25 protein-coding genes are annotated in these 26,290 nt (G+C 46.2%); 12 read left to right on the top strand and 13 right to left on the bottom strand.

Annotated elements, in window-relative coordinates:
• Nucleotides 1-327 precede the first annotated feature (327 nt).
• Together EOO50_RS00125 and EOO50_RS00120 are read right to left on the bottom strand one after the other, a co-directional pair.
• The gene (locus EOO50_RS00125; RefSeq protein ID WP_290836710.1) at nt 328-1,083 is read right to left on the bottom strand and encodes a uroporphyrinogen-III synthase; all 756 of its coding nucleotides are present in this window, start codon (nt 1,081-1,083) and stop codon (nt 328-330) included.
• Nucleotides 1,084-1,086: 3 nt separating this feature from the next.
• Nucleotides 1,087-1,749, bottom strand: coding sequence for a DUF4271 domain-containing protein (locus tag EOO50_RS00120; protein WP_363331688.1), 663 nt, complete (start codon nt 1,747-1,749; stop codon nt 1,087-1,089).
• A 105-nt stretch (nt 1,750-1,854) separates the two neighbouring features.
• On the opposite strand from EOO50_RS00120, the gene EOO50_RS00115 reads away from it, so the two are divergent.
• Genes EOO50_RS00115 through EOO50_RS00105 form a run of 3 tightly spaced genes read left to right on the top strand, consistent with a single transcriptional unit; the run spans nt 1,855 to nt 4,306 of the window.
• Nucleotides 1,855-2,580 (top strand): polyprenol monophosphomannose synthase, encoded by a 726-nt coding sequence (locus tag EOO50_RS00115; protein ID WP_290836706.1) that lies wholly within the window; start codon nt 1,855-1,857, stop codon nt 2,578-2,580.
• The gene (locus EOO50_RS00110; protein ID WP_290836704.1) at nt 2,580-3,920 is read left to right on the top strand and encodes a dihydroorotase; all 1,341 of its coding nucleotides are present in this window, start codon (nt 2,580-2,582) and stop codon (nt 3,918-3,920) included. Before EOO50_RS00115 ends, EOO50_RS00110 begins: the two co-directional genes overlap by 1 nt.
• Nucleotides 3,917-4,306 carry a DUF4296 domain-containing protein gene (locus EOO50_RS00105; protein ID WP_290836702.1) on the top strand — a complete coding sequence of 130 codons (390 nt, stop codon included), beginning with the start codon at nt 3,917-3,919 and terminating at the stop codon, nt 4,304-4,306. Before EOO50_RS00110 ends, EOO50_RS00105 begins: the two co-directional genes overlap by 4 nt.
• Here EOO50_RS00105 and EOO50_RS00100 read toward each other — a convergent pair whose 3' ends face one another.
• Nucleotides 4,307-5,305: an NAD-dependent epimerase/dehydratase family protein gene (locus tag EOO50_RS00100; RefSeq protein WP_290836700.1), complete on the bottom strand. Its 999-nt coding sequence runs from the start codon at nt 5,303-5,305 to the stop codon at nt 4,307-4,309. It lies immediately after the preceding gene.
• Between the two features lie 282 nt (nt 5,306-5,587).
• Between EOO50_RS00100 and tyrS the strand changes: the two genes are divergently transcribed.
• Entirely contained in the window at nt 5,588-6,925 is a 1,338-nt protein-coding gene (tyrS, locus tag EOO50_RS00095; protein ID WP_290836699.1) for a tyrosine--tRNA ligase, read from the top strand.
• A 108-nt stretch (nt 6,926-7,033) separates the two neighbouring features.
• Here tyrS and EOO50_RS00090 read toward each other — a convergent pair whose 3' ends face one another.
• The 7 genes from EOO50_RS00090 to EOO50_RS00060 all read right to left on the bottom strand — a co-directional run bounded on the left by EOO50_RS00090 (nt 7,034) and on the right by EOO50_RS00060 (nt 15,084).
• On the bottom strand, nt 7,034-7,783 hold the full coding sequence (locus tag EOO50_RS00090) for a hypothetical protein (protein ID WP_290836698.1): 750 nt from the start codon (nt 7,781-7,783) through the stop codon (nt 7,034-7,036).
• Between the two features lies 1 nt (nt 7,784).
• Nucleotides 7,785-8,444, bottom strand: a complete 660-nt coding sequence (locus EOO50_RS00085; RefSeq protein WP_290836696.1) for a hypothetical protein — start codon at nt 8,442-8,444, stop codon at nt 7,785-7,787.
• Entirely contained in the window at nt 8,441-9,421 is a 981-nt protein-coding gene (locus tag EOO50_RS00080) for an acyl transferase (RefSeq protein WP_290836694.1), read from the bottom strand. The genes EOO50_RS00085 and EOO50_RS00080 overlap by 4 nt, the downstream gene beginning before the upstream one ends.
• A gap of 70 nt (nt 9,422-9,491) precedes the next feature.
• Nucleotides 9,492-10,478 carry a T9SS type A sorting domain-containing protein gene (locus EOO50_RS00075; RefSeq protein ID WP_290836692.1) on the bottom strand — a complete coding sequence of 329 codons (987 nt, stop codon included), beginning with the start codon at nt 10,476-10,478 and terminating at the stop codon, nt 9,492-9,494.
• Nucleotides 10,479-10,596: 118 nt separating this feature from the next.
• Nucleotides 10,597-10,893, bottom strand: coding sequence for a T9SS type A sorting domain-containing protein (locus EOO50_RS00070; RefSeq protein WP_290836689.1), 297 nt, complete (start codon nt 10,891-10,893; stop codon nt 10,597-10,599).
• Between the two features lie 105 nt (nt 10,894-10,998).
• A complete protein-coding gene (locus tag EOO50_RS00065) occupies nt 10,999-12,135 on the bottom strand; it encodes a hypothetical protein (RefSeq protein WP_290836687.1) in 1,137 nt (378 codons plus the stop codon).
• 198 nt (nt 12,136-12,333) lie between these two features.
• On the bottom strand, nt 12,334-15,084 hold the full coding sequence (locus tag EOO50_RS00060; protein ID WP_290836685.1) for a TonB-dependent receptor: 2,751 nt from the start codon (nt 15,082-15,084) through the stop codon (nt 12,334-12,336).
• Between the two features lie 185 nt (nt 15,085-15,269).
• Here EOO50_RS00060 and EOO50_RS00055 point away from each other — a divergent pair, with 185 nt between their 5' ends.
• Together EOO50_RS00055 and EOO50_RS00050 are read left to right on the top strand one after the other, a co-directional pair.
• Nucleotides 15,270-15,953: a response regulator transcription factor gene (locus EOO50_RS00055; RefSeq protein WP_290836683.1), complete on the top strand. Its 684-nt coding sequence runs from the start codon at nt 15,270-15,272 to the stop codon at nt 15,951-15,953.
• Nucleotides 15,954-16,997, top strand: a complete 1,044-nt coding sequence (locus EOO50_RS00050; RefSeq protein WP_290836681.1) for an ATP-binding protein — start codon at nt 15,954-15,956, stop codon at nt 16,995-16,997.
• On the opposite strand, the gene EOO50_RS00045 is transcribed toward EOO50_RS00050, so the two are convergent.
• Nucleotides 16,971-18,041 (bottom strand): glycosyltransferase, encoded by a 1,071-nt coding sequence (locus EOO50_RS00045; RefSeq protein ID WP_290836679.1) that lies wholly within the window; start codon nt 18,039-18,041, stop codon nt 16,971-16,973. The two genes, EOO50_RS00050 and EOO50_RS00045, sit on opposite strands and share 27 nt — an antisense overlap.
• A 255-nt stretch (nt 18,042-18,296) precedes the next feature.
• Between EOO50_RS00045 and trmB the strand changes: the two genes are divergently transcribed.
• The 5 genes from trmB (at nt 18,297) to EOO50_RS00020 (ending at nt 21,876) form a co-directional block, all read left to right on the top strand.
• Entirely contained in the window at nt 18,297-18,971 is a 675-nt protein-coding gene (trmB, locus tag EOO50_RS00040; RefSeq protein ID WP_290836677.1) for a tRNA (guanosine(46)-N7)-methyltransferase TrmB, read from the top strand.
• Between the two features lies 1 nt (nt 18,972).
• Entirely contained in the window at nt 18,973-19,608 is a 636-nt protein-coding gene (locus EOO50_RS00035) for a LysE family transporter (RefSeq protein WP_290836675.1), read from the top strand.
• A complete protein-coding gene (locus EOO50_RS00030; RefSeq protein WP_290836673.1) occupies nt 19,605-19,928 on the top strand; it encodes an MGMT family protein in 324 nt (107 codons plus the stop codon). Before EOO50_RS00035 ends, EOO50_RS00030 begins: the two co-directional genes overlap by 4 nt.
• 161 nt (nt 19,929-20,089) lie before the next feature.
• On the top strand, nt 20,090-20,911 hold the full coding sequence (locus EOO50_RS00025) for an SDR family NAD(P)-dependent oxidoreductase (protein ID WP_290836671.1): 822 nt from the start codon (nt 20,090-20,092) through the stop codon (nt 20,909-20,911).
• Between the two features lie 68 nt (nt 20,912-20,979).
• Nucleotides 20,980-21,876, top strand: coding sequence for a helix-turn-helix domain-containing protein (locus EOO50_RS00020; protein WP_290836669.1), 897 nt, complete (start codon nt 20,980-20,982; stop codon nt 21,874-21,876).
• A 77-nt stretch (nt 21,877-21,953) separates the two neighbouring features.
• On the opposite strand, the gene EOO50_RS00015 is transcribed toward EOO50_RS00020, so the two are convergent.
• Complete coding sequence (locus tag EOO50_RS00015; RefSeq protein WP_290836667.1) at nt 21,954-23,273, bottom strand: ATP-binding protein; 1,320 nt, start codon at nt 23,271-23,273, stop codon at nt 21,954-21,956.
• Nucleotides 23,273-24,631 carry a sigma-54 dependent transcriptional regulator gene (locus EOO50_RS00010; RefSeq protein ID WP_290836665.1) on the bottom strand — a complete coding sequence of 453 codons (1,359 nt, stop codon included), beginning with the start codon at nt 24,629-24,631 and terminating at the stop codon, nt 23,273-23,275. Before EOO50_RS00010 ends, EOO50_RS00015 begins: the two co-directional genes overlap by 1 nt.
• A 154-nt stretch (nt 24,632-24,785) precedes the next feature.
• On the opposite strand from EOO50_RS00010, the gene EOO50_RS00005 reads away from it, so the two are divergent.
• Complete coding sequence (locus EOO50_RS00005) at nt 24,786-26,030, top strand: efflux RND transporter periplasmic adaptor subunit (RefSeq protein WP_290836663.1); 1,245 nt, start codon at nt 24,786-24,788, stop codon at nt 26,028-26,030.
• Nucleotides 26,031-26,290 lie beyond the last annotated feature (260 nt).

Genomic DNA, 26,290 nt, shown 5'->3' with positions numbered 1-26,290 from the left:
CTTGAAAAATCACGTGAAGAATCCGTCAAGAGCGACAACACTGACCTATAATAACGAATCGCGAAAAGCAGCAAAAAACATCAAACCTACGACAATGGCTTTGTCGCTTCGGATTCAAGCGTAGATTTTTCGGCCGATTTTACCGTCGCCCACGCATTTTTGCTTCTTTTGTTGCGAGACAAAAGAAGGCCCGCTGCAGGCGACGAAAGAATGGAAAGTCTGCGAAGCAGACACGCCCCTCGACCTAAACCTGTTTCGCGAAGCGAAAAATTTGCAAAACAAAAAAGGCCGCCTTTTCAGACAGCCTTCATATATCAAAAGTAAAATTTACTTTTCCTTATTAACTTTAGCAATATACTTCTCCAAAGCCATCGTCATACTCGGTGCTTCCGGAGTCGGTGCCATGATGTCGACTCTCAAGCCGGCGGCTTCCGCTTCTTTTTGGACCGAAGTCCCGAACACCGCTATGCGCGTTTCATTCTGTGCGAAATCAGGGAAGTTCTTGAACAACGATTTGATTCCCGTCGGGCTAAAGAACGCAAGCACGTCATAATAGACGTCGGCGAGGTCTGAAAGATCGCTCATAACGGTTTTATAAAACGTTCCCACGGTCCAGTCAACTTTCAAATTGTTGAGCGTTTGAGGCGCATCGGGATTCAATTGATCCGATGCAGGCAAGAGAAATTTCTCGTCTTTGTATTTCTTGATCAGCGGAGACAGGTCGGCGAAATCCTTCTGCCCGACATAAATCTTGCGCTTGCGATACACGACGTACTTCTGCAAATAAAAAGCGATCGCTTCACTCTGGCAAAAATATTTCAAACCTTCGGGCACTTTATAGCGCATTTCCTCAGCAACGCGGAAAAAATGGTCAACGGCGTTCTTGCTTGTCAGGATGATCGCCGTATACTGGCTAATGTCAACTTTTTGCTGCCTGATCTCTTTCGCACTAACGCCTTCTACATGGATAAATGGCCTGAAATCTATCTTTACCTTATGCTTCTGCGACAGCTCAAAGTAAGGGGAATTTTCCACCTTAGGTTCCGGTTGTGACACCAGAATAGTCTTCACTTTGTTTGGCATTTTCTAACTTTTAGTAAACCAGTAATACATGAAATAATAGGGCGCTATTTCAAGTGCGCAAAGATATAAAATAAAATAGAACAACTTACCGAGCAATGCATTTTGATAATTCCTTAATGAAACAGCATAGGTTAACGCATTAATTACCAAAATCATAGCGATTAGCGCGAAAACCATGCTTTTAGGCGTAGAGTTGCTGTAATATAGGATGATGTCGATAGGGAGCAGGAGCAATCCGATGTAGGTTCTGTAACTAACTTTCTGCAAATTGAACTGTTCGATGAACTCATCGATGTTGAACGAAGCCGCGATGATCTTTTCGATGAGGAACTTGGACAGGATGAAAACGCCGAGTAACGTTACGATCCTGATATACAAAACCCAGTCGCTTTTCTCAGCATGTCCAAAGTAACTCAGAACCAATTGTATGAAAAACGCCAACGAAACCAAATGCAAAACGAAAAGCGAAATGTTGAACCAGCTCATCAGGTTGCTGTTGTCACGATATACTTTTATGTATTTGTCTGAGACGATGAGTTTTGAAAACTCGGCGAAACGCGTCTCGAAAACCGAGCGCGTAACGGCAATCAACGCAAAGCAGGCCACGAAAATAAACGTTGCCCAGTCTTTGTTTTCGACCAATCTCGGATTTAGGAAACTTTCCATCATAGCACTGCAAAAATACTAAAAATTAGCGGCTCACATTTATTATAATTTTGTTGGGACGCATCTGCCGAAAAAACGGTATTTTTGCCGCGAAATACGCACTTTATGAGCGACGGATTGGTTATTATCCCGACGTATAACGAAATCGAGAATGTGGAAAGTATTATCCGCGCCGTTCTTTCGTTACACAACCAATTCGATATACTTATCGTAGATGACAATTCCCCTGACGGAACGGCTTTGCGCGTCATCGAACTCCGACAGGAATTCCCGAATCGGCTTTTCATCGAGCAACGCCAAAAAAAATCAGGCTTGGGAACGGCTTACGTGCACGGATTCAAATGGGCGCTCGCGAAAGGTTACGCCTACATTTTTGAAATGGACGCCGATTTTTCACACAATCCCGCCGACTTGGAAAAGCTCTACGAAGCCTGTCATTTCGGAACCGCCGACGTCGCAGTCGGATCGCGTTACGTAACAGGAGTAAACGTCGTGAACTGGCCGTTGAGCCGTGTTTTGATGTCGTACGGAGCGTCGCGATATGTCGAAATGATAATGGGAATGGGAATCACCGATGCGACCGCGGGATTCATGTGTTATAAAAAAGAAGTGCTGGAAGGCATCGGCCTCGATAAGATCAAATTCGTGGGTTATGCGTTCCAGATTGAAATGAAATACAGGGCATTCGCGAAAAAATATAAAATCGTCGAAGTGCCGATCATCTTTACCGACCGAACCAAAGGCGTTTCCAAAATGAGCTCTGCCATTTTCAAGGAAGCGATGTTGGGCGTCATCGGGCTCAGATGGAAAAAAATGTTGAACAGACTATAATGAAAAGGATTTTAATAAAGAATGCGAAAATCGTCAACGAAGGTAAAATTACCGAGGGCGACGTATTGATCGAAGGCGAAATCATCAAGGAAATCGCCGAAAGCATCAGCGCAAAACACGCCGACACCAAAATCATCGACGCCGAAGGAAACTACCTGATTCCCGGAGCGATCGACGACCAGGTACATTTTCGCGAACCTGGTTTGACGCACAAAGGCGACATTGGAACCGAATCAAAAGCGGCGGTTGCCGGTGGCGTGACTTCGTTCATCGAACAACCCAACACGGTTCCGAACGCGATCACCCAAGAAATCCTCGAAGAAAAATATCAGATCGCGTCTGAGAAATCCTACGCGAATTACTCGTTCATGATGGGCGCGTCGAACGACAACCTTGATGAGGTTTTAAAAACCAATCCAAGAAATGTTGCGGGAATCAAGATATTTCTAGGTTCATCGACGGGAAACATGCTCGTCGACAACGAAGCCGTTCTTGAAAAAATATTCTCATCGACTCCGATGCTGATTGCCGTACATTGCGAAGACGAGCAGACGATCAAGGAAAACCTCGAGAAATTCAAGGCAGAATACGGCGAAGATGTTCCCGTGACTGCGCATCATCTGATCCGAAGTGCCGAAGCCTGTTACATTTCGTCATCGAAAGCCGTTGCTTTGGCAAAGAAAACCGGAGCGCGCCTTCACGTGTTTCATTTGTCGACGGCCAGGGAAATGGAATTGTTCACGAACGCGATTCCGCTCGAAGAAAAGAAGATCACCGCCGAAGTCTGCGTGCATCATTTGTGGTTTACCGACAAGGATTACGAAACCAAAGGCAACCTCATAAAATGGAATCCGGCCGTGAAGACCGAAGCCGACAAGAACGCGCTATGGGAAGCCTTGCTCGACGGGCGTATCGACGTCATCGCGACCGATCACGCGCCTCACACGCTTGAAGAGAAGAAACAGCCGTATTTGAAAGCACCGTCGGGCGGACCGCTCGTGCAACATTCGGTCGTCGCGATGTTTGAAGCGCATCACCAAGGCCGCATTTCGGTCGAGAAGATCGTCGAGAAAATGGCGCACAACCCAGCTAAATTGTTCAAGGTTGAAAACCGCGGTTTTATCAGGGAAGGTTATTTCGCCGACCTTGCGATCGTAAACCCGGGTTCGCCATGGTCAGTCAACAAAGGAAATATCTTAGCCAAATGCGGATGGTCGCCGTTCGAAGGTTTCACGTTCAAATCGCGCATCATGCATACTTTTGTGAACGGCCAACTCGTTTATACGGCAGGAAAAGTAAAAGAAATCAAAGCGGGCCAGCGCCTGTTGTTCAACCGATGAAAAAACTCGTTGTCATATTTGCGTTATTCGCGTTTTGGGCTTGCGGCGATTCGGCGATCGAAAAACCAAAAAACCTCATAGACGAAGACAAGATGGTCGATATTTTCTACGACCTGTCATTGCTTGACGCGATCCGATCGCACAATCCCGGGAAACTGCAGTCGGCTAAAGACCCGAATCTGTACATCTACAAAAAGTACAAGGTCGACAGCGTGCAGTTCGCACAAAGCAATCGCTACTATGCGTCGGACATCGCGAAATACAAAAAGATGTATCAGCGCGTGGGCCGACGTTTGGAACGCAATAAAAATTCGCTTGATTCCCTTGTGAATAAAGGCAAGCCTGTACAAAACCAAAAATTGCCGGAAGGCGGAATGGTGAAGTAATTATTTCCCTTTTTGAATGCGCACGATTTCCTTGATGTAAGTCGGAATGTCGGTAAATTCAAAACCCAAATCTTTTTTTATTTTCTGAGTAGAGAACTCGCGATGTCGGTGCAAGGCGCTGGCGGTTTCCGAGAATAATTTGCGTTTCTTCCTAAACAAAGACGCAAACCAATCGGCTGCAACCGCGAGTTTGATAAGCCACGGTTTCGCGTTCGTTCCGGGACGTTTCACGGCGAGCGCGTCGGCGATCATGAATGCCATGTCACGCAGGATAAAATGATTTCCGATTAGGATATAGCGCTCGTTCGAAATGTCGCTTTTCATTAATTTCACCATGGCCGAAACCAGGTCCTTGACAGCGACGAAACCCGTCGAACCCATTGTGTAGAACGGAAATCCGTTTTCGATCGCCTGGAAAAGCGCACCGCTTCCGTCGTCCCAAAAGCCCGGTCCGAGGATGATTCCGGGAACTACGGCCGCGACATCCAAGCCTTCTTGTTGGCCGCGCCAGATTTCCATTTCGGCTCCGTATTTTGAAATGCCATAATCGCTGTGGTGTTTCTCAGGATTCCAATCGCTTTCCTCGTCGAGCACCGTTTCGCCTTCTTTGAGATCGCCCAAAGCCGCAACGGAACTCACGTGAACGAGTTTTTTAACGCCGAAATCGAGCGACAGGTTCACGACATTCGCCGTGCCTTCGATGTTGATTTTTCGCATCGCTTCCTCGTCCTTGTCATCAAACGAAATGAGTGCCGCGCAATGATAGACGTATTCGACTCCGGCAAATGCTTTTTCGAGATTCGGGATGTTGCAGATTTCAGCTTCGACCCAATCGATTCGTCCGAACAGCGATTCCTTTCCGTACAGTTTGAAAAGGCGCAGCGTTTTGTCTTTGCTGGCTTGCGAACGGAAAATCCCGCGCACTTTTTCGCCGTTTTCGAGAAGATGCAGCGCGAGATGGGAGCCGACGAGGCCGGTTGTGCCGGTGATTAGGTTCATTTTGTAAAATTAGCGAATTAGAAAATTAGCGGATTAGCGAATGGCGTTTATTTTAAGGACGACGCGGAAATTTCAGTTGTGCACTCGTAATTTTAAAGTACGTGGATTTCTTTTCCGTAACCAAGAATTTCATTAGTTCGCATATTCAATAAGCCGACTCGAAATTTCAAATGGCATTCATATTTGGAACTTATCGGAATCTTCTTCCATATCCAAAACATTCGCTAATTCGCTAATTTCCTAATTCGCTAATTAATTATCTTTGCCGCAAAATAAAACCAAATGAAAAATCTCGTCGAAGAACTAAAATGGCGCGGTCTCTACCACGACGCAATGCCCGGAACCGAAGAACAACTTTTGAAGGAACCGACAACTGCGTATATCGGGTTTGATCCGACGGCTGATTCGCTGCACATCGGTTCGATGGTCCAAATCATTTTGCTTTGCCATTTGCGACGTTTCGGACACAAACCGTTGGCGTTGGTCGGCGGCGCGACGGGAATGATCGGCGATCCATCGGGAAAAAGTGACGAAAGAAATTTGCTCGACGAGGAAGCGTTGAATAAGAACGTTGCGGGAATCAAACGCGTGCTTTCGCGGTTCTTGGATTTCGATGCTTCGGACGCACAAGCTCCGTTTTTGGTAAACAACTACGATTGGATGAAGGAATTCTCGTTCCTGGCTTTCGCGCGCGACGTCGGGAAAAGAATCACTGTCAATTATATGATGGCCAAAGATTCGGTCAAGAAACGTTTGAGCGGCGAAGTCGGAGACGGCATGTCGTTCACTGAATTCACGTACCAACTGATCCAAGGTTACGATTTCTACCACTTGCACAAGGAATTCAATTGTGTGTTGCAAATGGGCGGATCGGATCAATGGGGAAATATCACGACTGGAACCGAACTCGTGCGCCGCATGAACGTGAACCAGGAAGCCAAAGCGTTCGCATTGACGACTCCTTTGGTTACGAAGGCCGACGGTTCGAAATTCGGGAAGTCGGAGAGCGGGAATGTTTGGTTGGATGCCGACAAGACATCGGTGTACAAATTCTATCAATTCTGGCTCAATTCAACCGATGTCGATGCCGAGAAATACATAAAGATTTTCACGTTTTTGGACAAGGAAACGATTGAAGCATTGATCGAGGAACACCGCCAAGCACCGCATTTACGCGAATTGCAACGTAAATTGGCCGAGGAAATCACGACGTTCGTACATTCAGCCGAAGAACTGGAAAAGGCGCAGAAAGCCTCGAATATCTTATTCGGAAATTCAACTGCCGACGACTTGAAACAACTTGACGAACAAACGTTTTTAGAGATTTTCGACGGCGTTCCCCAAGCTGAAATTTCAAAGTCGGAACTCCAAAACGGTTTGGATATCGTGACGGTCCTGAACGAGAAATCGGGCTTCATGAAATCGAACGGAGAGGCGAGACGCGCGTTGCAGGAAAACTCGATATCGGTGAACCGCGAAAAGGTTATCGAAGGTTTTACATTGACCGAAAACGATTTGATAAACGGAACGTTCGTGCTGTTGCAACGCGGAAAGAAGAATTATTTTGTTTTGCGTTTCGTGAGTTCGGTAGTCGAAACAATGCAACTTCCGATCGTCTAAACTTAATGAACTTAACCTCTTGATGAACTTAACGCTCTTAATGGTTTAAAAATATCAACTGTAAAAAGTCTAGTCCCGGTTCGCCGGGATTTTTTATGCCTGAAAATGCTAAGGCGAAAAGTCAATTAACACGCGGTTCGACATAAAAACGCCCGTCAGAAAATCCGGAATCGCCATCAATTTCCTAAAATCTTCGTCAGGCATTTGGGTTTTAAAAGGTTCGCGCATCGACATCACGACCAATTCCAAATAATGCCCTTTCTTCTGATCCAGATAAAATTCATTCTCGTCGTATTTGAAATACGGTTTTCTGTCCCAAAAAAAAATCTGCTTGTATGACTTGGTTTCGCCGGGTTTTAAAGTGATGATTTCCGAAAGGATTTCGCGTTCCCGATATCGGATCGTACTGTCTTTAACCGTCCCCGTTCGGATATATTCCTCGATCGCATTTTCGCTGATATGCAACGTTTCACGCAGTTGCTTTTTTGCGAGTTCGATCTTGTCGAGATCAGAAACGTCGATGGATACGCGTTTGGGATTTGCCTCGTCAATCCTTTCGAAGGCATCGCCAAGATCAAGCGGGCGCTGTTCTTCATAAATTTTATAGTGCACCGAATTCGACATCGATCCGTACTGAATGGACGAGAATTGCGTAGGCCGAAGTAAAAACGAAATCGTTTTCTTGCCCGAGTTGCTCAGCGTGAAAAACAGTTGGTATTTGCGTTCGCCGTTTTGGATGTTGGTCGCCGAAATGCTGTCAATCTTGATTTCAAAAACTGCGTTTTGGGCCGACGCGATCATCGGAAACAGCAATAAAAGCAGCGCGTATTTTTTGATATGTTTTATAATTGATCGCATGTTATTGTCCCGACAAATCAACCGGCAATCGGTTCGAGGTAAACCAGCCTTTGATGAAATCAGGGTCCTTAAGGGCCAATTCGTAGTCGTTGGCAGTCATTCGGTTCACGAGCTCGTCTCGCATCAAATGCATGGAAAGTTCGAGCTCGAATTTGCCGTCGGGTTCCAAATAATAATCGTTCTCGTCGTTTTTTTGAAAGCGTTTTCTGTCCCAGCGCAGATCGATCTTAAAAGAGCGCGTCTCACCGGCAGCGAGCGTAGTTTTGCTTTTTGTGATGCTTTCGCTCATGCGTTTTTTCCAAGTCTCGGGATTCGATGAGATCTCGCGCAACGAATCCTGGAGTTTGAGATGTTGTTCGTGTGTAAGATTGCGCGAATTCGGCACCGAAAATATTCCCGAAACGTCAACCGAATTCCCGTTTTGGTACAATTTATAATGCGGGCAATGCGACATCGAACTTGCCACAACCGGAACGATATGGTCGGTTCTGAGGAAAAATGTCGCGGGTTTATTGGTGTTGTTTGTGATGTGATACGAAAGGTGGAACGTTCGGGATTCGGGATTCGAATTGTCGGTTTTGATCGAATCGAGTATGAGTTCCAGCGGACGTTGCGCAAAACATCCTGTGGAAACCAGCAAAATCAAAAGCCATTTCATCATAAAACCATCAAATTACAGCCACGAATGTCGGAATTGTCGAAACGGCCTAAAACTTCAAAACTTCCATCGGCATATTTTTTACCGAGATCTTGTGTCGCGATGAATGAACACGAGTTGATGTTCGCCAAATCGATTACGTTCACGCCGCCGGTTTTTCCCGAATCGACGTATGAAAGCGCGTCTTCAGTATCCCGGATCAAAATGTGCATCCAGTTCGGACATTCGAAAACGCCGTCGCCGAGCGAATAGGCTTGCGATAATAATTCGGTCATGCCGTATTCGGAATGGATTGAAAAAACGCCGAAACCATCGCACAAAATCTCGTGCAATTCCTCTCGGATCATTTCCTTGCGTTTGCCTTTCATGCCGCCGGTTTCCATGATAACGGTATTCTTGAGTGCAAATTGTTGTTTTTCGATCAAATCGAGCAACGCATACGTGACGCCGATGAGCAAGACGTTTTGCCCCGACGCATCAAGCGATGTCAGTTTTTGTATGAGTTCGTCGTAATTGTGCAGATAGAATCCGCTATCGGGATTGTTGCTCGCCGAGATCAGATCTTCGACCATGTAGATCAGCGATGAACCTTCGCGTTCGAGATAGCTCGGCAATAAAGCCAAAACGACGTAATCTTCAATGTTGCCGTAGAATTGCGAGAACGCCTGTCGGAAACTTTGTTCGTACAGCGAAACGTCGGTTACCAAATGTCGGCTCGTCTGGATTCCGGTAGTTCCTGAACTTGTAAATGTTTCCTGTACCGACGCGTCGCCCGTGAGCACGTCGTGGCTTTTGAAGAATTGGATCGGTAAGAATGGAATTTGTGCAAGCGTTTTTACTTCGCCCTTGTCGACCTTCAAAAAATCACAGAATTCGCGATATACAAAGTTGTTCTCATATTGGTATCGAAACACCTTGAGCGCTGTTTTCTCAAACTGTTTTTGGGAGGCGATGGCGAAGATGTCGGTAGTTGGTATCAAGGTCTGACAAAAGTAAGTAAAATAAAAAAAGCCCCGAAATTCGAGGCTTTTAGTTGATATGGAAAAGTGATTACTTGATCACTAATTTGCGGGTTGCAGTTTTTCCGGCTTCGGTGATTTTCACGACGTAAACGCCAGTTTTCAATGAAGACACGTTTACCGCTGATTCAGTCGTCGCTTTAACGACTTGTTTTCCAAGGATGTCGAAGATAGCGACTTCTTTAGTATCGTTCAGGTCAGTTTGGACGTTCAACGTTCCTCCTGTTACCGGGTTAGGATAAAGTTTCAAACCTGCGATGTTTTTGTCGGCAACACCAAGCGTTCCGCCAGTTACGAAAGACCAAGTCGATCCAACGCGGATAGTATCGAGGATGAAGTTTCCTGTTCCCGCTGTAGCGTTTCCGCCTTGACGGATGGCTACGCTCAAAATTTGAGTAGGAGCAGCAGTAGTTCCGGTAGTGTTTGTAGCCGCAGCTGTTCCTTCAGCACCGCCGATAGCAGGGTTGATGAACAATGAAGCCGTGTTTGTTCCAAGATCGTATTTCACTACAACGAAAACATTTGCCGTAGTCAAATCTTGTGTCGCGTATGTTGGAGTTGCAATTCCGCCGCTGTTGTTCAAGACACCCAGATTGTAAGTACCTGCAACAGATCCTGCTTTTACGTACAAACGCGCAGGTAAACCTGTTACGTTTGCTCCGGCAGCAGTTCCAAGAGAAAGGAAATAATCTCCTGTTGTTGAGTTGAGGTTTAATCCATCGGCATTGTTAAGTTGCAGGATCAAAGAGTAATATACGGTTCCGGAAAGATTTCCAACGGGACGGTTTACGTCTTCTCCGTTTCCTGCAACGATCATCGTTGAGTTTCCGCCGTTAGAGATTCCTGCATAAGCCAGGTTTCCACCAATAGTGATCAATTGACCTGTCGTAGCTCCACTGTGGTGCGCCCATCCATTGTCAACCAAAGTAGAAGATTCTGCACCTGTAAAATCATCGGTAGCCTGAGCGAAGCTGGCCAAAGATGCAAGTAGTAATGTAAATGAGTAGATTTTTTTCATCATATTAGATTTAGTACGTTTTTTTTGCAAAGATAACCACTAATCTTTGTCGAGGAAATTTTTCGATGTAAAATATATATTAAAAAATCCCGAATTTCGTTCGGGATTGCTGTCAGAATTACTTGACTATCAGTTTTCTCGTGGCGATCGTTTCGCCTTCTCTAATTTTTACGATATACACTCCGGGTGAAAGCGATGAGATGCTGAGCTCCTTGCTTACCATTTGCTGCAAAACCTGTTTGCCGAGTACGTTGAAGATGGTAACTTCCTTGTCCAGAGCGGTTTTAGAGGTAATATAAATTTTACCGTTGCTCACAGGGTTAGGGTAGAAACCTAACTCTTTACCTTCCTGAGCCGATGCGGCTACTGAAAAGAAAAGGAAGAAAAGTACAATATAAAAGTAATTTTTTGCCATTGGTGTGATTTGGTTTTGTAAAAGTACAAAAGTAAATCCAAAAATAAAGCCAAAAATAAACGCCCCTCGATAAAGGGGCGTTTTTTATTGATGATCAGCTAGTTATTACAAGCCCATCCAGTCCATCCAAGTTGGTTGAGCCGCTCCTGAACCTGCACCTGTCGCAGTAGTCGTAGCTTGGTAACCTGCACCTGAAAGGTTGTCGGCTGTTGTAACGTCAGTGATCGTTACGTTTTGCAATGGGTTGGCAGTAAAGAAAGTCTGTGAATCCGTACCGTCAAAGTTGATTCCGAAACCTGCACCTGAAGCCGTACTGTTGAAGTTGGCGATGTAAGCATTCGTTACAGTAGCGTGAGTTCCACGACGCAACCACATTCCACCTTCTTTAGCTACGTCAGCAAGTCCGCGTCCGATCAAAGTGATGTTAGACAAAGTCGGTGAAGAAATCGGAGCCAAAAGCGGGTTCGTAGTATTGTTGTCAGCCTCTACACCACGGCTGTCAGCTGAAGCAGCGATAGCAGTCGATTGGTCTGAATACAAGTTGGAAGCAGTTCCGTTCCATCCTTCAGTCCAGTCGAAAGAATCATCCTGACATCCGATAGCAGCCAAATTAGTAGCATTTACCGAACCACCGAACCACTCGAATCCGTCATCAGAACCTTGATAAACCAAAATGTTGTTTACAGTTGTTCCTGAACCGACAGCATAGAAAGTAACTCCGTTGAATTCAGCTTCGTCGTTGATCAAGTTTCCAGAGTACTCGACGATGATATGCGAGAAAATACCAGAGTTGTCAGCAGCGTTTGTTCCACCGTAAGTCAAACCTGTAACTTCTGCCTGAACGTTAGTTCCCAAGTTAGTCACAGCGTTACCGCAGATTACCAAACCTCCCCAATCCTGTGGCGCAGGTGAAGCAGCGTTCGATGTGAAAACGATCGGGTTTTCAGCAGTTCCCTGAGCAAGGATCTTTCCACCTTTTTCAACGGCAAGGAAAGCAACTTCCTGGAAAGCGGCATCAGCTTCGATGCGTGTTCCTGCAGGGATAGTTAGTGTAACGCCTTCTTTAACGTAAGTTGCACCTCTAAGTGTATACAAAGTTCCAGCGTTCAAAGTCATGTCTTCAGTGATGTTTCCTGAAAGCTCTCCAGTCGTTGGAACTACAGGTCCCGGGTTACTGTCGTCGCTTCCGCATCCTGTGAAAATCGTTGCCAAAATAGCTAGGCTTAATACTAATTTTTTCATTTTTCTTGAGTAATTTTCGTTGTTAGATTTATTACCGCAAAGATGCGTCACACATTCTTTTTCACGGTTAACCTCATTTTATTTAAAGGTTATTCTAAAGCGCAAAAATCGTTACCGTAACGTTACGAATGTTGCGCCGGCGTTAAACGAAAAAAGCGGCCTTTTGAGCCGCTCGTTCCTGTAGATTCTGAGATCGAATTAGAAAATACTGTATTTGATGCCGAGGCTGAAGTCAGATCCGGTCTTGTAAGAATACGTAGTGAAATCACCTTGCGCGTTTTCCTGGTAACGCTCGATTTTAGCGTTCAGGATATTCTTTAGGTTCAAGCTGATGTTCCAGTGGTCGCCGATTTCATAACTCGAGATGAAGTTCAACGTCGGGATCCCTTTTTCCATCACGTTTCCGCCTGATTGGATGTTACCCAACGAGTAGATCCTGTCGTGGAAATAGTTTCCGACCAAAGTCAGTGTCGGGCGGAAATCACCTTTTTCGAAGCGGTACGAAACGTCGGCGTTCAACAACAAAGGCGACGCACCTTGCAAACCGTCTTTGTCTCCGTTGAAGCTTACAGAAATCGTATTGTTGGTTTCGGCAGCGACTTTTTCCGAATTCAATTTTTGCTCCGAATACATATATGTCGCGTTGAAACCTACGCTCAAGCTTTGGATTTCCTCTACTTGCCAAACGTTCTTCCTGATTTCGAATTCCGCTCCGACCACGAAAGCATTGTCGCCGGCGTTCACGAATGTATTGTCGTTCAAAGCCGAGTTCAGGCGCGCTTTTGAGATCGGGTCGATGATGTATTTTCCGAAACCTGTCAACGAGATCAACTCGTCTTTTTCAGGGAACATTTCCCATTTCAAATCGAGGTTGTAGTTGTCCGACGGTTTCAAGAACGCATTACCGACCGTACTTTCACCGACCACTTCAAAACGGAACGGCGCTTTCTCCACGAACTGTGGCAACGTATACGTCTTGCTCGCAACCGCACGAAGGTTCGATTTGTCGTTCACCGCATATTTTACGGTCGCGACAGGAAGAATGTAAAGCTCGTCGATTTTCGCATCGTCGAAGTTCACGTTGGGAAGCGCGATATTCGTATCCCATTCCATTTCCTGCAATACCTTTTCAGCGCGAACACCGATAGAGTACGTGAATTTGTCTGATGGCGAGTGTTCGAAGTTCACCAAACCTGTGTGGATGTTCACTTCAGGATTGTACGTAAACGGCACCAAACTTCCCGCGTTACGTCCTGTTAGGATACGGAACGTGTTCTGCTCGTTGTTCGACTGCGATTGGTTCGTCGCGTTCAGGAAACTGTCAACCGTATCTTCAGTCACGGGAACCGATCCGTTGATGCGGAAGTTGTATTGCGTCGCTTCGAAATCACGTTTCTTGAAACGTCCGTTGTAACCGAACGTCAATTTTCCCTTGTATTCGTCCGAATCGGCTTTCTTGAACAGTTTGTAGGCAGCGACCGCTTTTCCTGAGATTTCAGTCTCGTCGAGTTTCTGGAAATAACGGTTGTTCGTCGACTGGGTGTTCGTGTTGAAAATGAATCCGTTCGCGCCTTCAACCAAGACGATTGTAGAACGATCCGGCATTTCTGATGTGATTTTCCCGAAAGACGCGCCCCAATCCAAATCCAAACGATCTGAAAGTTTGTTCTCGCCAAGCAATTGGTTTACGAACAATTTGTTCTGCTCGTTGATGGTTTGTCGCGTGAAACTCGGCGATCCGTTCTCGTTCGTGAAATCATATTCGTTCACGCTGCTTCTTGAAGCGTTGATGAAAACCGTGTTGAATTTGATCTTGTGGTCTTTGTTGATTCGGTACGCCAAATTCGCCATTCCTGTCGTTTTCGTGCTGTACTCGTATTTGTTGACGTCGAAGAAATTCTCGATGATGTTGTCGTTCGTGTTCCCGATGTTGAGCTGGCTACCTTTCTTAAGGTTGTAACCGTTCTCGAATGAAGCCGTCCCGAAAACATTCAGTTTTCCTTCTTCACCGACCTTAAAGCTCGTTCCGCCTGAAATCCCAAGGTTCATGTCGACCGGATTCGAATCGCGGCCCGGCGTCCATTTGTTTTCGAATTGGTACGTCGTGAGATCGTTCGGTTTTTTAACGTCGAAGAAACCTGATTTCTGTATGCCGTCGGCCACTTTAAAATTGTTGCTGTCGAACGCGTAACTGTTGATGCCGCTTCCGACTTCGATGTTCAATTTCGTTTTCCCGCTGTGTTCTTTGGAAACGATGTCGATGTTCGCGCCGCCAACGTCACCATATAAATCGGTATACCAGGTTTTGGAAACGCCCACCGATTGGATAACGTCGGTCGAAAACAAATCCAACGAAACGTTTTTGTTCGTCGGTTCGTTTGATGGCAACGGCAATCCGTTCAACGTCGTGCTGTTATAACGGTCGCCCAATCCGCGGACATAGATTCCGCTGGCTCCGTCTTGACGTGAAATTCCGGTCACTTTGGTAACGGCCGCGGCCGCGTCGCTGACACCTTTTCGCGTCAATTCCTGGGCTCCGATCTGTTGTGTGATCGTAACCGATTTTTGTTGTTCCAAAAGCAACGCCGATTCCTTCTCGCGATTCACCTGCGATTGTACTTTAACGTCCTGAAGCGTGTAACTTCCGGCGCCCAGGACTTTGTCCACGGTTACGGTTTGTCCCGCAACCACGGTGACGTTTTCCGTTAAAGTCTCATAACCCAAAAAGCTGAATTCGATAACGTACGTTCCAGGCTCGAGCATGAGCGTGTACTTTCCGTCGTTATCGGTAGTCGTTCCATTAGTTGTACCTTTAACGATGACGTTCGCAAATGGAAGCGGTTCGTTGTTAAGGTCTTTATCGGTCAGCGTTCCCGTAACGGTTCCCTTTTGGGCAAATCCGATCGCCGAAAAAAGCAATACCAATAAAAGTGTGAGTTGATTTCTCATCAGAATGTCTGTTTTTTATTTTGGCGCAAAGTACGGGTGCGCTTTTAAAGGCGATGTTACGCGCCCGTTACCTTTTAGTTGGCTTAAGATTACCTAATTGTTAACATATTAAATAATGGTTAACCGCCATTTGACGGATTTTTTTATCTTTACTTTTACAGCCGCAAACCCAACTTTCTACTAACATGAAGAAAAAAGAAATCAGGATTTTATTGGTCGACGACGAACCGGACATCCTGGAAATTGTGGGCTACAACCTCGCTCAGGAAGGCTATCAGATATCAACCGCCGAGAATGGCCGCGAAGCCATCGCGAAGGCGAAAAAAGAGTTGCCTCAACTCATCATTATGGATGTCATGATGCCCGAAATGGACGGCATGGAAGCGACCGAAGCGATTCGCAAGATTCCCGAACTCAGTAACGTTATCATAACTTTTTTGACCGCTCGTTCTGAAGATTATTCCCAGGTCGCAGGTTTTGACGCCGGCGCCGACGATTACATCACCAAACCGATCAAGCCGAAATTGCTTGTCAGCAAAGTCAAAGCATTGTTGCGTCGCCTGAAGGACGAAGGCAAAAATCCTGAAACCTTGAACGTTGGCGGCATCGAAATCAACCGCGAAGAATACAAGATCGTCAAGGACGACAAGGAAATCATCTTGCCTCGCAAAGAATTCGAATTGTTCTACCTGCTCGCATCAAAACCCGGAAAAGTATTCAAGCGCGAGGAAATCCTCGACAAAGTCTGGGGTAACGAAGTCATCGTTGGCGGCAGGACGATCGACGTCCACATTCGCAAACTGCGCGAGAAAATCGGTGAAGAGCTGTTCAAGACGATCAAAGGCGTCGGCTACAAGATTGAAGTATAAATGGCGATAAAATTCAAGAAAACATACCGTTTTGCCGTAAAGTCATCGTTATACATCACTTTGTTTTCGACAGGATTGTTCGGCATCATCACCTGGTTGCTTTTTGAATTTTCGCTTGTACCTTGTTTATATTTTGCGCTCTCGGTGGGCGCATTTTCTTTTTTCGTTTTGCAATATCGCGTCGAAAAATTCATTTATAGGCGCGTCAAACGAATCTACGACGACGTTTCCTTCCTCGATGCGAGCACGTTCAAAGACCAACCCGTGACGACCGATATGGCGACGCTCACGCGCGAGGTCAAGAAATTCGCCACCGACAAGAAGATGGAAATCGAGATGTTGCGCATCCGCGAAGACTACCGACGCGAGTTCCTGGGCAACGTTTCACACGAGTTGAAAACGCCTTTGTTTACCGTACAAGGTTATCTGTCGACGTTGCTCGATGGTGCGTTGAACGACAAATCGGTGCGTAAAAAATACCTCGAGCGCGCCGAGAAAGGAGTCGAGCGATTGATCTACATCGTGAACGACCTCGACATGATCGCCAAACTCGAAATGGGCGACCTGGTTTTGGAAGAACACGAATTCGACATCGTGAAACTCATCCAGAACGTTTTCGATCTGCTCGAGATCGAGTCGAACAAAAAAGACATCTTGCTGTTGTTCGACCAACGTTACAGCATGCCGATCAAAGTCACCGCCGACAAGGAAAAAATCGAACAAGTGCTCATAAATCTTGTCATGAATTCGATCAAATACGGCAAGGACAAAGGTTCAACTGAAGTTTCGATCGAAGATTTGACCGACGACAAGATCATCGTGCGCATCAACGACAACGGCGAAGGTATTGAAAAGCAGTACATCCCGCGCTTGTTCGAACGCTTCTTCCGAGTCGATAAAAGCGGTTCGCGTGACGCGGGCGGTTCAGGCCTCGGATTGTCGATCGTGAAACACCTGATCGAGGCGCACAACCAGAAGATTTACGTCAAGAGTGATTTCGGGAAAGGCTCCGAATTTTCATTCACCCTCGAAAAGGCAAAATAAATTCTTCCAATGGATGTTATCTTCCACGGGCGGCAATCCTTTGAACAAATCCACTTCAAGCAGGTTCTCGAATCGGAATTCATCCTGTTTCGCAAACGGAACCAAGCCGTCGCGTTTTAGTTTTTTCGCGAGATATTCCTGTTCGTATTGGCCCGGAGTCGGGATAAAGAAACATTTCTTTTGGAGTTTCGCCAAATCCATGACCGTCGTGTAACCCGATCGGCACAACACCATTTCGCTTTCGTTTATGGTTTTCTCGAGCTCTTTCGTGGTCATGTAGTTGTAGAACGTGACGTTCGAGCAGGTTTCGGTTTTTTGTTCGGGCTCGATCTTTCCTTTCACGAAGACGACTTTTTTGCCGTATAATTTCACTTCGTTCTTGAGTCGGTTTTCGAGTAAAGTCCGTTGAGGTTCGGGACCTGAAAGCAAAACCATGAGTTCGTATTTCTTCGGGATCTCGTTTTTCTCGAAACGACTCAGCGGCCCGATGTATTTTATGTGGAAATCAGGTTGTTTCAGATGCCCGAGCTTTCCTGTCAGATTCGGTTTTTCCTGGAAATCGGGAACCCAACATTCCGAGTATTTCTTGATGATCTGTCGGTGCAATTTCCCCGTGATCCAACTCGTATTCCCCGTGAGCACATTGAGTTGATGCGTGATGAAAACCGACGGCACTTTTTTGGATATCACGCCCAACCGGTTGTCTGAAATTACGCCGCACAAGTCGAGTTCCTTGACCAATTTCTTGACGAGTTTCTTTTCGGCCACGACCGCTTCGATCATGCGAGGCATTCCTTTGAGCAATTTCCATTTGAAATCCTCGCCATCTTTTGGATATTCGATTTTGTACGATGGAAGTTCGATCGTGCGCAAATGCGGAAATTCCTTTCGCAACATATCAAGTGCGACGCCGTCCGACGCCAAAATCGGGATGTAATTTTCTTCTTCGAGGGCTTTGATGACGGGGATGCAACGCGTTGCGTGTCCAAGTCCCCAATTGAGCGGTGCCACGAGTATGTTTCGCGACTTATTCTTTTCAGGCATTGCCGTAGATTTCGCGGCAAGATAGAAAGATTTTGGATGTGGTATATTTTGTAAGGTTTGCTAAAATATTAAGAGAGTGTGACGTGGGTAGAATTTAACGTTTTTGACATAAAAAATGTAACGTGCGTTTCAATAAATTTTTATTTTACCCTGTCAGGGTCCTGATTTCAATCGGCTTCCCAACAAAACCAATTTATCCCAGACTTTTATGCTTACTAAAATTACCCTACTTTTGTGCGCCTTAATCGCAAAACCATGGGAAGCAAGAACAAACTGAGACGATTCCGCGAAAACGAAACCTTCGGAAACGTGATCCAACCCGAAAGAGACACGATATTGAATGACGAATTTGCACTCAAAGGCAAATGGAATCAGGAATATTTCAAAAACGACCACCCGATCGTACTCGAACTCGGCTGCGGAAAAGGCGAATACTCAGTCGCGCTTTCCCAAAAATTTCCTGAAAAGAATTTCATCGGAATCGACATCAAAGGCGCGCGATTTTGGAGAGGCGCGAAAACAGCCGTCGAAAACGGAATTGAAAACGTGGCATTTCTTCGAACCCAGATCGAACTCATCGACAAACTGTTTGCCGAGGGCGAAGTCAGCGAAATCTGGATCACGTTTCCCGATCCGCAAATCAAATACAAGCGCACCAAACATAGAATGACCAACATGGAATTCCTGGCGCGTTACAGGAAAATCCTTTCGGCTGACGGAATCGTGCATCTCAAAACCGACTCCGAATTCATGCACGGCTACACGCTCGGCCTGCTTCACGGGCAAGGCCACGAAGTCCTGTATGCGAACCACAATATCTACACGAACGAAGGCGCGCCTGAGGAAGTAACTGGAATCCAGACGTTTTACGAACAATTTTATTTGGAACAGGACAAGCCAATTACGTATATTCGATTCAAAATAAAGTAGGATGCAATATGCGCTGTCGATGTTCATGGGCTTTTTCGCCTCAACGGTCGGGATAATTCCGCCGGGTTTGCTGAACATGACGGCCGCAAAAATCAGTCGCAACGAAGGCAAGACACGGGCGTTTGTATTTGCGCTCGGAGCCGCGATCATATTGGCGTTCCAAAGTTTTCTGGCCATAGTTTTCGCCGAATTCCTCGATCGCCATCCTGAAATTATTATCCTGTTGAGAGAGACAGGACTCGCGATCTTCACGGGCTTGACCATTTATTTTTTCTTCTTCGCAAAAGCGTCGGTCCCGAAAAAAAGCGCGCTGAAACTGCACAGCAAACGCAGTCGGTTCTTCATGGGAATGTTGTTGTCGGCGCTTAATTTCCTGACAATTCCATTTTACGTTTTCCTCAGCCTGACGCTCGCTTCCTACAAAGTTTTCTCGTTCGACAAACCGTTCATTCTCGCTTTCGTATTCGGAATTCTACTCGGGACCATGTTCGGATTCTACTGTTTCGTGACCTTCTTTAGAAAAATGGAACACAAGACGGGCTCGATCACCAAAAACATGAACTACATAATCGGGTCGGTGACCGCGTTGATCGCATTCGTCACGCTGTGCAACGTCATCCAATATTATTACCAGTGAAGGACGAGAATTTCTTCGAACGCGTCTACGACATCGCACGCCAAATCCCGTACGGAAAAGTCACGTCATACGGCGCCATCGCAAAGACGATCGGTTCGGCACGATCGGCACGAATGGTCGGCTGGGCAATGAATGCTTGCGGCGGACGCGACGATGTTCCGGCACATCGCGTCGTAAACCGCGCCGGATTGCTCACGGGAAAACACCATTTTGAAGGCACGAATCTCATGCAGCAATTATTGGAAAGCGAAGGCGTAGAAGTTCGCGACAATAAGGTGGTTGATTTTGAGAAGCACTTCTGGGCTCCCGAAATACAATAGTTGTTTCGAGTTCCGGTTTACGTTTTCGGTAACGTGAAACCCTAAACTCTAAACGGCGCAGCCAAACCCTCGTTGTTTTGTATCACCAATCCGCGTTTTTGTATACGTCCCGACGAAAGCTCCGAACATAACTTTGTCCTATAATTTTAAAACACAAAGTCATGTCAAAAACACTTCTCATAACAGGAGCATCAAGAGGTTTCGGAAAATTATGGGCCGAGGCATTCCTGAAACGCGGCGATAAAGTTGCCGCCACAGCAAGAAATCTCGACGATTTGCAGGATCTCGTCAAAACCTATGGCGATTCAGTCTTGCCGATCAAACTCGACGTCAACAACAGAGCTGAAAGTTTTGCGGCCGTCCAAAAAGCGAAAGACCATTTCGGTTCGCTCGATGTCGTGATCAACAACGCAGGTTTCGGGCTGTTCGGAACCATCGAAGAAACATCTGAGGCTGAAGCGCGCGCGCAATTCGAAACCAACGTATTCGGTCTTCTTTGGGTAACGCAAGCCGCATTGCCGATTTTCCGCGAGCAAGGACACGGGCACATCGTCCAGGTTTCAAGCATCCTGGGAGTCGTAACATTGCCATTATTGGGCATTTACAACGCTTCGAAATTCGCCGTCGAAGGCATCAGCGAAACGTTGCAACAGGAAGTAAAAGGATTCGGAATCAACGTTTCCATGATCGAACCGAACGGTTTCAGCACGGATTGGGCCGGCCCGAGTTCAAACCACACCCAACACATGAGTGTGTACGACGATGTCCGAAACTCATTCAACGAAGCCAATGCGCAGGAAGGCCTTTTCGGCGATCCTGAAGCGACGTCGGCAGCGGTCTTGAAACTCATCGATTCAAAGAATCCGCCGTTGCGACTCTTCCTCGGGAAACACACGTTGCCGTGGGCGAAACAAGTTTACGAGGAACGTCTCGACACTTGGCAAACCTGGAATGACGTCGCCGTCGCCGCGCACGGAGCGTAAATCCGTATCATTCACTAACTTTACGGCAGCGTGGCGTTACGTCCCGCTGCCGTTTTTAATTTGAGATCATGAAACATTATAAGACAATCTCGGACGTACATCGCGCTTCGGGTTTCACGTTGCCCGAAAATCCATTGCTCGGACTCGTTTTCTGTGAACATCAGGACGTTTGCAGTGTCGTGGAAGGCGCGTTCACGGGCGATTTTTATGTCATCGGATTCAAGAAACTGAAATCGGGATTTATCGGTTACGGCCGAACAAAGTATGATCACGAGAACGGTTCGCTATCGTTCTTCAAACCCAACCAGATAATCGAAATCAAAGACATCGAACTCGAGGAAAGAGGTTTCCTGATGTTCATCCATCAGGATTACTTGAACGGGCACGCGTTGCATCACGAGATCAAAAAATACGGCTATTTCGACTACGAGGCCAATGAGGCACTGCATTTGTCGCCCAAGGAGGAAGAACTCATCTGGGAACTTTACCACAAAATCGAAACCGAATACCTGAACAATCAGGACGAATACAGCCGCGACATCATTTTGACGCACATCGATTCGATCCTTAAATATTCCCAGCGATTCTACAAGCGGCAATTCTTGAACAGATCCGAACTTTCAGGCGCGACGGTCTCCAGATTCAATGCGATGTTGCAGACGTATTTCGAATCAGGCCAACTCAAACTCGACGGACTGCCGAGCGTAAAGACGATGGCCGACAAACTCAACGTTTCCCCGCGTTACCTAACCGATTTGTTGCGGCAGGAAACCGGAAAAACCGCACTCGAACTCATTCACATCTTTTTAGTGTCCGAAGCCAAAAACATTTTGCAATCCTCAGCCATCACGATCGCTGAAACCGCGTATTCACTAGGTTTTGAGAATCCGCCGTACTTTTCGAGGTTGTTCAAAAAAGAAACCGGCTTCACGCCGAATGAATACCGAAACCAGTTCGTGAATTGATCTGTTTCGAGCTTAGCATTTCGGGTTGGTGCGAAGTAGCGTGAACGCTAAACTTTAAAACGGAGAAACAGACAAAATTAAACAAGCAAACAAACCACAAATTCCGTTTTCCCATCGCGAGGCGCATAACTCAAATAGCCACCGTGCGCTTCGATGATGTTTTTCGAAAGCGTCAACCCGATTCCCGCTCCGTCTTTGCGAGTCGTAAAAAACGGCAGGAAGATCTTGTCGCGAATTTCTTTTTCGATTCCTTTGCCCGTGTCTGAAATCGAGATGAAAAGTCGGTTGCTTTCACTCCAAGACGTCAGGAAAATTTCCTTTTCAGCCTTGTCTTTCAGTGCCAAAATGCTATTGGTCAACAAATTGATGAAAACCTGTTCCATCTGACGGAAATCGACTAAAACCGAATTCATGATATTCACATCGTTCTGAACTGAAATCCCGTCCTGTTTCAACATCGGGCTCATGAAATGCAAGCATTCCCGAAGCAATTGGTTGAGGTTGACCGGCGATTTTTGAGGCGTCGGCAACATGGTGAGTTTGCGGTAGTTTTCCACGAAAAACTGCAAGTGGTTGCTTCGGTTCAAGATCGTCGACAAACCTTCGCGAATGTCGTTCAGGTCATCGGCATCGGGCGTTTCCTGTTGCACGATATCGTTCAAACTCTGCGAAAGCGATTGGATCGGAGTCAACGAATTCATGAGTTCGTGCGAGATCACGTTCATCAGATTCACCCAAGCCTGTTTCTCCTTTTTCTCGATGACTTTTTGGATGCTGTCGAGCAACACCACGTAATAATTATCGTCGAACGATTGGGTAATCGACGTTTGGATCGAAAACGTTTGAAGTTCGCCTTCGTCCAATCGGATTTCAGCCGACGACTTCATTTCAGCAAAATCGCCATCTTCCAAAAGGCTCGCGAACGATGGAATTTTCTCGCGCAAGTGCTGCCAATTCCGAAACTTCGGAACGCCAAACAACTTTGAAAAATAGTCGTTCATCATGAAAATACTACGACCTTTCCCGTCCTTTTTCAGGATCAGGATCGCGGTATCGACGTTGTCCAAAATAGACGTGAAAACCAATTCGCGCGATGACATCTCGAACTGTCGCGTGCGCGTGGTTTGGTAGAGTTGATACAGGTTTGCGTAATTTCCGGACTTGTAATTCTCGGGCAATTCCGACGAAAAATCCTCGTGCAGGATCGACAGGATCGTCTTGTCGTAAATCAACGTGCGGTTTCTCGTGAAAAAGTACAACTCGCACAGGAATAATCCACTGAGGAAAATCGCGAAAAAAGCATTGTACGGCATTTTCCCGAAAACCAGGAACGCGCCCAGGCCGAGCAAAGCGATGATAAAGAAAATCCGTATGAAAAGTGCCGTGTGAAATCGCATCAGTTACCGTTTTTGTTCGCGATGCTGTACTTTTCCATGCGTCGGTACAACGCAGCGCGCGACAGTCCGAGTTCTTCCGACGTCTTTGAAATATTACCCGAATGTTTGACGAGCGCCTTCTCGATCGCGTGTTTTTCCATGTCGCTCAAAGGCGAATCGTCCTCGAGTTTCACCTCGGGCGTGTAATCGAAAATATCGAGATCGGTGACTGAAATTTTCCCGTCCTCGTTCAAGATCACGGCGCGTTCGATCTTATTCTCCATCTCGCGGATATTCCCGGGCCACGGATAATTCTCAAGCCAATTCAGATTCTCAGTCGCGAATTCAAGATTTCGGATGTTGTATTTCTCGGCCTTGTCCGATAACAGGAATTCGGCGAGCGGCAAAATATCGGCTTTCCGTTCGCGCAACGGCGGCAACGTGATTTCCATCGTATTAATTCGGTAAAACAAATCCTCGCGGAAGTTTTTCTTTTTCACTTCTTGCGCGATGTCGATGTTCGTCGCCGCGATAATCCGAACGTCGAGCGCCCGGGGTTTGCTCTCGCCCAATCTAACCACGGTTTTCGTTTGCAGCACCGACAACAATTTCGACTGCAGATGCAGCGGCACATTCCCTATTTCATCGAGGAAAATCGTTCCGCCTTGAGCGGTTTCGAATCGTCCGGCCGTATCCGATTTCGCGTCGGTGAACGCGCCTTTCGCATAACCGAAAAGTTCGCTCTCGAACAAATTGTCGCTCAGAGAGCCTAAATCAACGTGAACGAATGGCATCGCTTTTCGGTTGGAATTCGTGTGGATGTATTCGGCGAACACGTATTTTCCGGTTCCGTTTTCGCCCAAAAGCAAAACGTTCGCGTCGGTTTTGGCGACTTTATCGGCAATGGAATACGCTTGTTTTATTTTGGGTGACGTTCCGATGAAATACGATTTTTCGCCTGAGAATTCGATGGGTTTCTTTTGTCGGCGTCGGCTTTCGGACACCGCTTTTTCAACCACGTCGAGCAACTTCTGGTTTTCCCAAGGTTTCATCATATAATCGAACGCACCGATTTTTATGCCTTCGACGGCGGTTTCAATCTTCCCGAAAGCCGTCATCAAAATCACGCACGTGTTCGGATATAAAGTCGTGATCTCGCGCAGCCAATGGATGCCTTCGCGCCCATCTTCGAACCCGATCCGGTAATTCATGTCGAGCAAAACAGCGTCGGCTTGGTTTTCGGCCAGAAGCTGATATAAAGTACGCGGATTGCTCGTCGTAAAAATCGTCTCAAAGTGTTTTTTGAGCACCATTTTCGCAGCAAAAAGAATTTCTTCCTGGTCGTCGGTGACAATAATCGTGGCCTGTTTTTTCCTCATGTTGGTTCGGTTGTCCGATAGTGAACGATCACTGTCCGATTTCGGACACAATAAATAATAGTAATAAAAATAAATAACTGACAATCAACTTATTAAGCGTTTATAATTGCGTGGCACGATAATGCCAAAAGGCTATGCGAAAACAATTAAAAAGATGGATACTGTCATTACTCGTAAAAGTAAAAAATTTAAGGTAGCGACCATTGCAGGCGTAATTTTTTTGGCGTTTTCGCTCATGGCGTATCTATCGTTTTCGAACAAACGTTCGCTCGATGTAAACGCGTCTGAAGTCATGATCAAAACCGTATCGAACGAATATTTCGAAGATTTCCTGACGTTCGAAGCCAGAGTCGAACCGTTGCACACGATGTTCGTCAATATCGTCGAAGGCGGATCGGTACAGGAAATTTTTGCCGAAAACGGAACACACGTTGAGAAAGGCCAGGCGCTCGTTAAGATGTACAACCCGAATTCGGAACTGAATTATATGACGCAGGAAACCGCAATCATCGAACAGATGAACAATTTGAATTCGGGCAAATTGAATATCCGAAACCAGGAATTGGGATTGATCAAGGATCTGGCGAGCATCGAACACGATTTCAACGACGCGAAACGCTTGTACGAACTCAATAAAAAGCTGTTCGAGAAAGACGTGATCTCGAAAAACGACTGGAATTCGTTCGAGGAGAATTTCCGCTACCAAACCGAGCGTCGCAACCAGATCAAAGAAAGTGTCAACCGCGAGAAGCACAGTAATCGCATCCAGATCGCCCAAATTGACCGTTCGATCGCGACGATGGAAAAAAGTTTGGATATCCTGCGTGACAACAAGAAAAATTTCCTGATTACCGCGACCGAATCGGGAACGTTGACCTCTTTCGAACCGATCATCGGGAAAACCTACCAGGCCGGAGAAAGCATCGGGAAAATCGATTTGCACAAAGGCTACAAATTGGTCGCCGACGTCGATGAATTCTATCTCGAGAAAGTCGCCGTCGGGCAAAAAGGAAACATCGAATATAAAGGAAAATCGCTCGACGTTACCGTAATCAAAGTGCTCCCCGAAGTAAAAGGCGGGCGTTTCCAGGTCGAGCTCGCATTCGTTCAAAAACAGGAATTGATGTTGCAGCAAGGTTTGAGTTTCGGTGTGCGATTAATTTTATCGGCCAAAGAAAAACAGCTCGTGATTAACAAAGGACAGTTTTTCCAGGACACGGGCGGCAAATGGATTTTTGTGGTTGACGGGAACAAAGCCGAACGCCGCAAAATCAAAATCGGACGCGAGAATCCAGAATATTACGAAGTCCTCGACGGATTGAAAGCAGGCGAGAAAGTGATCGTTTCATCGTACGCCGATTATAAAGATGTTGATGAGCTTGGGTTAATTGACAATTGACAATTGATAATGGATAATTGACAATTGTTACCTCGGTTCGAATGAGTCGATTTTCAGGTATGATGCGCAATGAGAATTAATCGATTTCAGGGCGATTTATAAAATTTGGGTTTCAGTCATCAATCAGTAATGGACAATTGATAATTGACAATTGCTAATTATAGAACGAAAAGTTTCTCGCAAGAGAAGAATCCAATTGTCAATTGTCCATTATCCATTATCAATTAAAAAAATCAGAAGAATCTAATTGTCAATTATCC

This window comes from Flavobacterium sp., assembly GCF_004211145.1.
Lineage (GTDB): Bacteria > Bacteroidota > Bacteroidia > Flavobacteriales > Flavobacteriaceae > Flavobacterium.
The sequence above is the reverse complement of the archived record's forward strand: the minus strand, read 5'-3'. Positions and strand labels throughout refer to the sequence as shown.